This window comes from Affinundibacterium macrobrachii, from assembly GCF_014652415.1.
Taxonomy (GTDB): domain Bacteria; phylum Pseudomonadota; class Gammaproteobacteria; order Burkholderiales; family Burkholderiaceae_D; genus Undibacterium; species Undibacterium macrobrachii.
Map to the genome: position 1 here is coordinate 1 of NZ_BMYT01000012.1, position 6,958 is coordinate 6,958.

4 protein-coding genes and 1 rRNA gene are annotated in these 6,958 nt (G+C 43.2%); all 5 read left to right on the top strand.

Features of this window, described 5'->3' with window-relative positions; genetic code table 11:
* A 23S ribosomal RNA gene (locus IE103_RS18225) occupies positions 1-84 on the top strand; the annotation flags it as partial.
* Between the two features lie 843 nt (positions 85-927).
* Positions 928-4,191: an amidohydrolase family protein gene (locus IE103_RS18230; protein ID WP_189347864.1), complete on the top strand. Its 3,264-nt coding sequence runs from the start codon at positions 928-930 to the stop codon at positions 4,189-4,191.
* A gap of 282 nt (positions 4,192-4,473) precedes the next feature.
* Complete coding sequence (gene ribBA, locus IE103_RS18235; RefSeq protein ID WP_189347867.1) at positions 4,474-5,592, top strand: bifunctional 3,4-dihydroxy-2-butanone-4-phosphate synthase/GTP cyclohydrolase II; 1,119 nt, start codon at positions 4,474-4,476, stop codon at positions 5,590-5,592.
* A gap of 107 nt (positions 5,593-5,699) precedes the next feature.
* The gene (gene ribH / locus IE103_RS18240; RefSeq protein WP_189347869.1) at positions 5,700-6,200 is read left to right on the top strand and encodes a 6,7-dimethyl-8-ribityllumazine synthase; all 501 of its coding nucleotides are present in this window, start codon (positions 5,700-5,702) and stop codon (positions 6,198-6,200) included.
* Between the two features lie 114 nt (positions 6,201-6,314).
* The gene (nusB, locus tag IE103_RS18245) at positions 6,315-6,779 is read left to right on the top strand and encodes a transcription antitermination factor NusB (RefSeq protein WP_189347871.1); all 465 of its coding nucleotides are present in this window, start codon (positions 6,315-6,317) and stop codon (positions 6,777-6,779) included.
* The last annotated feature ends 179 nt before the right edge of the window (positions 6,780-6,958 follow it).

The window sequence follows — 6,958 nt, forward strand, 5'->3', positions numbered from 1 at the left end:
AGACCAGGACGTTGATAGGCTGGGTGTGGAAGTGCAGTAATGCATTAAGCTAACCAGTACTAATTGCCCGTACGGCTTGTCCCTATAACTTTGGTCAGTTATAGAACCTTTACAAAAAAGTACAAACCTACTTTTTTGTAGCTTGAAGTGATAAAAATCACTGGCAAAGCCAGATGATTTTTAGGAACAAAAGCAAGGTAACTACGACAGGTATTACAATAGTGTGTGCTAAACGTAAGTTTGAGCAATCACAACCGATTATTTGCGACCGTCTTGATCGACGGTAACGCGTGGGCTTAGCCCACCCTACAAGCTTCTTCTTAATTGGATTTGTTGTTCATGAGAACAGCAAATCAACAAGTTATGCCTGATGACTATAGCAAGTTGGTACCACACCTTCCCATCCCGAACAGGNTCCAGAAAGCCCCTGATTCTTCCGAATCAGGGGCTTTTGCTTTTTACCTTCTCACTTTTTACTTCTTACCCTTTACTCTATCCTTACCTTCCACCTTTCCTCTTATCTTGCTGTGTCGATTTTTGTCCGAGCACTATTTACCTACCTGTTCTCATTGCTGCGTTTCCTTTTACCACTATAGCTCACGTACTCTTTAACTTTCCCTCTTTTTAAATACCCCTGATCTAGATATTTAATTTTCGCATCCTGATTTCCTTTTTTGTTTCGCTATCGTTTTAATTCCTCGCTAATACCCCTTGCATCACGAATTGATTTGCGTATTAGAAGAGTGAATTTTTTTGTGGTTGTTTTTGAATTATTTAATAGTTTGATTTCGCTTGATGCCTAATTAGTTCGATTTGCTTTAGATTTGAACCTAGTTTCATAAATGAAGTCTGAGCTTCTGTTTGTATAATGCTGCTTAGGCAGTATTTTCACGCTTTATTCATATTGATAAAAAGAGAGGGCGGTTTATGAGTAATTTTGTTGCTCGACTATTTTTGGGATTCATGGTGCTAGCTTCAGCCGAGGTTCTCGCCTCAGATGCAGCTAAAAAGAAATGGGATGTCAATAGCGTACCAGGCCAAGGAAAAACCATAAATTTGGATACGAAGACGGGTACGTGGATGACAGTGGATGTTAGTCCCGACGGTCAAACCATTGTATTTGATTTGCTTGGTGATTTGTATGTAATGCCTGTCACAGGAGGTGTCGCTAAAGCTTTAACACATACTATGGCTTGGGAGATGCAAGCAAGATTTTCGCCAGATGGTAAACAAATCGCCTATATGTCAGATGCCGGAGGCGGTGACAATATTTGGATAATGAACGTGGATGGTAGTAATGCTAGGGCGGTAACGAAAGAAGATTTTCGTCTGTTAAATAATCCAGTGTGGCATCCAAATGGGCAGTATATTGCAGCTCGTAAACACTATTCTGGAACGCGTTCTTTAGGATCTGGTGAAATCTGGATGTATCACGTCAGTGGTGGTTCAGGTGTACAAATTAACGAAAAACCAAATTGGCAGAAAGATCTTGGCGAACCTGCATTTTCGCCTGACGGTCGCTATATCTATTATTCACAAGATACGACAGGCGGCTCTACATTTGAATACAACAAAAATTCAAATGCGCAAATTTATCAAATATTTAGAAAAGATTTGAAAGATGGTAAGACGATTTCGTTTGTGAACGGGCCTGGAGGCGCCGTGCGTCCGACTCCATCACCAGACGGAAAATACTTGGCTTTTGTTCGTCGCGTTAGAAATCAAAGCACTTTATTTCTCAAAGACTTGAAGAGCGGTGAAGAGTTTCCTGTGTGGGATAAACTCGAGCGTGATATGCAAGAAGCTTGGGCGATACATGGAGTTTATCCAGCATTTTCTTGGATGCCTGATGCGAAGAAACTTGTACTTTGGGCGCAAGGGAAAATTTGGCAAATTGATCCGTTTAACAAGACGGAGCGAGAAATCGCCTTTCATGTCAAAGATAGTCGTGAAATTCGTGATGCTGTGAGATTTGAGACACCAGTTGCAAAAGATGAGTTCGATGTGAAGCAGTTACGATGGGTGAATGTATCGCCAAAGGGGGATCGCGTAATCTACTCCGCACTTGGCCAACTTTATATCCGAGAGTTACCAAACGGAGTAGCGCGTCGTTTGACCAAGCAGAATGAGCACTTTGAATATTTCCCGCAATTCTCACGTGATGGGCAAAGTATCGTTTTTGCGACTTGGGATGATGTGAAACTAGGTTCTGTACGCACGATGGATTTGCGTACAGGACAGGAGACCGTTCTCACAAAAGAGCCTGGTAAGTATTCTGATGTAACCATGTCTCCGGATGGCAAGCAAGTTGTGTTTGTGAAATCTCGCGGCGGTTACTTAACGTCGCCTTGGCATAGCATGGAAACTGGCGTTTTTGTGGTTTCAACTGATGCAAAAGCAGCCCCAAGAAAAATCGCTGAAGATGGTAACGCACCACAATTCGCCAATGAAAATGATGTTGTTTATCTGACCCGAACACGATATACGGGAGAAGTTGATTGGTCCACTTCTTTGTTTAGACTTAAGTTAGATAAGAGTGAGGATGTGGCTGTTGCAAAAGGCGATTTTGTATCAGCGTTTTCAGTATCACGTGATGGTAAGTGGCTTGCCTTCAATGAGCGGTTTCATGCTTATGTGATGCCTATGCCTTTGGTTGGCAAGGCATTGAACGTGGGGGCGAAAGGCGATGCACTGCCAGTGAAACAATTAGATGTGAATGCAGGTGATTATTTGCATTGGTCAGGTGATAGCCAAAAGATTCATTTTGCGCTTGGGGATGAATTATTCACGACTGCGTTGAGCGATACTTTTGCTTTTGTAGCAGGGGCGCCGAAAGAGTTGCCGAAAACGGCCGCAAATGGAGTGAAAATTGGATTTCGTGAATCTGCGGATAAGCCCAATGGAATTACTGTGCTGTCGGGTGCTCGCGTCGTGACAATGAAGGGCGATGAGGTCATCGAGAATGCGCGAATTGTTATTAAGGATAATCGGATTACCGAAATTGGATCAGTAAGCAGTGTTGTGGTGCCTGCCGGAGCGAAAGTAATTGATGTCAGTGGTAAGACGATTATCCCAGGATTAGTGGATGTGCATTGGCATGGTGGCATGGGAGAAAGTGAAATCATTCCGCAGCAAAGTTGGGTAAATTATGCCTCGCTCGCTTTTGGCGTGACGACGATCCATGATCCATCGAATGATACAAGTGAAATCTTTACACATAGTGAAATGCAAAAGGCCGGTAAGGTTGTTGCGCCACGAATTTTTTCAACTGGAACAATTTTGTATGGCGCAAAAGCGAATTTTAGTGCAGTGGTAAACAGCTTAGATGACGCATTAACGCATATGAGACGACTGAAGGCGGCTGGTGCGATTTCTGTGAAAAGCTATAACCAACCACGTCGTGAGCAACGTCAGCAAATTTTAGAGGCAGCAAGACAAACTGGCATGACGGTGGTGCCAGAAGGGGGCTCACTTTTTCAGCACAATATGACTATGGTGATAGATGGTCATACAGGTGTTGAGCATTCAATTCCAGTTGCAAACGCTTACGACGACGTGAAACAACTTTGGTCGCAGACTCAAGTCGGGTACACCCCAACTTTGATCGTCGGTTATGGTGGACTGGATGGTGAACACTACTGGTATGCGCGCACTGATGTATGGAAGCATCCAATTTTGTCTAAGTACGTACCACGCTCTGTATTAGAGCCACGTAGCGTCAGAAGATTAACCGCACCCGAAGAGGATTTCAATGTTTTCAAGGTTGCACGTACAGCTACTGAATTGCAACGCGCTGGCGTTCCAGTTAACTTAGGCGCACACGGACAGCGTGAAGGATTAGGCGCACATTGGGAAATGTGGACACTCGGACGCGGTGGTATGACATCATTGGAAGTCATTCGCGCATCGACTTTGAATGGGGCTAAATATCTCGGAATGGATAAGGATATCGGTTCTTTAGAAGTGGGTAAATTGGCTGATTTGGTGATTCTGAATGGAGATATTTTGAAAGATATTCGTCAGTCTGACCAAATCGCTCAAGTGATGATTAACGGGCGCCTCTATGATGCTGACACCATGAATGAAGTCGGTTTGCGAAACAAACCAAGGAAAGCTTTTTTCTTCGAGGGTAAAAACAGCGCTACTGTTCCTGTTAACGTAGAAACTTATGGTGATGGTCACGGCCATTAAGCGAGTTTTATATTGTTGTTAGAACTTACTTGATTAAAAATGCCGCTTTTTAAGCGGCATTTTTATTTGTTTTACGATGTTTTTCATTTAATGATCGAGTTTTTTCAATTTGTGCAAGTTGCCGCGCATAATTTGGTGTTACTTGTTTAAGTATTGTTTCTAAATCCCTGATAAAGATAATGCCTCTTATCTGTTTTTAGGTGCAAATACTTTAGAATAGAGGGTTAGCGTAAAACGATGTGCACAAGCGCATCAATGCCGTCATTTAAGCGAGAAAAACAGATGAAATTATCAAACACTCAAGAAATTATCGAAGAGTTACGTGCGGGGCGCATGGTAATCTTAGTTGATGAAGAAGATCGTGAAAATGAAGGCGATTTGGTTTTGGCAGCAGAATTCGTCACACCGGAAGCGATTAATTTCATGGCGAAATTTGGCCGCGGATTAATATGTTTAACATTAACCGAAGAACGTTGCGAAGAGCTTAATTTGCCGATGATGGCAACCCGAAATGGCACTGCTTATGGAACAAACTTTACAGTTTCCATTGAAGCTGCAGAGGGTGTGACAACTGGGATCTCCGCAGCGGATCGTGCGCGTACAATTCAAGTGGCTGTTGATCCTAAAATGACCGCGGAAGATATCGTGCAACCAGGACATATTTTCCCCTTAAAAGCGCAAAAAGGTGGAGTGTTAATGCGCGCAGGTCATACTGAAGCGGGTTGTGATTTAGCCGAACTTGCAGGCCTTAATCCATCCGCAGTGATTTGTGAAATCATGAAAGATGATGGAACAATGGCTCGCCTGCCAGATTTGATGGTTTTTGCCGAGACCCATGGTTTGAAGATTGGTACGATTGCCGATCTGATTCGATATCGTAGTCAAAATGAAAGCATGGTACAGCGCATTGCAGAGCGCGAAATGCATACAGCGCACGGTAGCTTTCAAGCAATTGTGTACAGAGATATTCCTAGTAAATCAGCTCATCTAGCTTTAGTGCATGGACAAATTCAGAGTGCAAAAGAGTCTTTGGTACGCGTGCATCAACCAGTCTCGATTTTGGACTTATTAGAATCCGAGGTGTCCACCCATTCTTGGAGTATTGCGAATGCCTTAGCTGCAATCAAGCAAGCTGACAATGGGGTGATGGTACTGCTAAATTGTGAGGAAACAGCTGAGCAGCTATTTGCGCAATTTAATGCCTTGAAGTCGCCTGAAGTTAAGCCGCAAGGTCGCGCCGCAAGAATGGATTTAAGAACGTATGGAATCGGAGCACAAATCCTGAGGGATGTTGGCGTTGGGCAAATGAAATTACTGGCAAATCCTCGCAAGATGCCATCGATGACAGGATTTAATTTAGAAGTCACTGGCTATATGGATAGCCCAGTAGCTAAGTCATAAGTTGTGCAATCTGCATGTTGATTGCTTTATAAATATCGAATAGCTGAAAGTTACAGCGCTTAATTATAGAATTTGTTATAGCCAAAATGGCTTAAGAGGGAAAAAATATGACAGTCGGACACTATGAATCAAATCTGGATGGCGCGGGAGTGCGAGTAGGTATTGTACAGGCACGATTTAACGAAAATGTCGGTGCTGGTTTGCTCGATGCTTGTTTGACAGAATTAAGCAAATTGGGCGTATTAGATGAAGATATCCTCCACGTGACGGTTCCAGGTGCTTTAGAAGTACCATTGGCTTTGCAAAAACTGGCTGCGACACATCAATTTGATGCTTTAATTGCGTTGGGGGCAGTGATACGAGGCGAGACTTACCATTTTGAACTTGTTTCGAATGAATCTGGTGCTGGGATTACTCGTGTTGGATTGGATACCGGTATTCCAATCGCTAATGCAATTTTGACGACGGAAAATGATGAACAAGCGGAAGTTCGTATGCGTGAAAAGGGGGCAGACGCAGCGCGAGTTGCCGTAGAAATGGCGAATTTGACTTTGGCATTAGAAGAGCTTGCTGAGGCGACTGAAGGTATCGAGTTTGATCAAGAATAAATTTGATTGCTACTTGAATTGAATCACAAGAAGCAAGCAACAGTGAACAAAGGCGGATAATGGTCAGCAACAGCAAGTGACCGTACGTCAATAAAAGAAAATATAGGAAATACAATGACAGTTAATTCTCAACATGCGAATCCAAATAAAACTCGCTCACCGCGTCATCGCGCGCGCGAGTTTGCGCTACAAGGAATCTATCAATGGCTTCTAAATAATGAAGATTCTGGTGTAATCGACGCCCATATTCGCGAGGCTCATGGCTTTGATAAAGCAGACCGTGAACATTTCGACGCTTTGTTACATGGTGCGATAAATCAATCCATTCAACTGCGTGAAGAATTTGTTCCGTTTATTGATCGCGGAATCGCTGAGTTGTCACCAATTGAGCATGCGGCTTTGCTCATTGGCGCGTATGAAATGAAAAATCATATCGAAATTCCCTATCGCGTTATCATCAATGAAGCGGTTGAACTGACCAAATCATTTGGTGGTCAAGATGGGCACAAATATGTCAACGGCGTGCTGGATAAATTAGCCGCACGTCTGCGGACGGTAGAAGTGGAAAATAAGAAGTGATATTGAGGTGTTGCTCACAGGCTAAAATTAGTGTGCGCAAGCAAGCCTCATTAGTATAAAAAAACCGCTCATTTTGAACTGAACCCCAATAGTTGGACACCAACTATTGGGGTTTTTTAATGACTAAAAATACAGATGAGTTCAAATACCAAGTAGTGCAAGAGTACTTGGGTGGGGCG